Annotated in this window: 1 protein-coding gene; it reads right to left on the bottom strand. The window is 44.8% G+C overall.

Translation table 11 applies throughout. The features are described 5' to 3' along the window. The coding region (locus RVS70_RS22390) for a proline dehydrogenase family protein (protein WP_321134913.1) at positions 1 to 451 on the bottom strand (451 nt) is incomplete at both ends.

The raw sequence follows: 451 nt of genomic DNA, 5'->3' as shown, positions 1-451 counted from the left end.
CATAAAGTAGCTGAACCAGTCTGTTCCATATGGGACATACACACGCATTCTGTAGCCTTCTTTCGCGAGTTCCTTCTGACGCTCTGGCCTGATGCCGTATAGCATTTGAAACTCAAATTGCGATGCGGGGATTTGATGTTCGTCGACGAGCTTTTTCGTATATGCAATAATGTCATCGTCATGTGTGGCGACAGCCGTGTAGTTCCCGCTTAATAGCTGCAGCTTTATTAAGCTCTGAAAATGTAGGTCTGTTCCTTTTTTGTCAGGAAACGCTACAGCCGCAGATTCTTTATAAGCGCCTTTCACAAGTCTGAGATTAGGCTTTACGTCACGCATCTTTCTAATATCTTCTGCCGCCCGGTACAGATACGCCTGAATGACCGTGCCAAGCTTCTCAAATTCCTGTTTGCATTGCCTGTTAATAGAAAGTGTCTGTTCATAATGCGAATAG

The organism is Virgibacillus sp. M23 (assembly GCF_034190895.1).
GTDB lineage: Bacteria > Bacillota > Bacilli > Bacillales > Amphibacillaceae > Virgibacillus > Virgibacillus salarius.
This window is presented reverse-complemented; position numbering and strand designations above follow the sequence as displayed.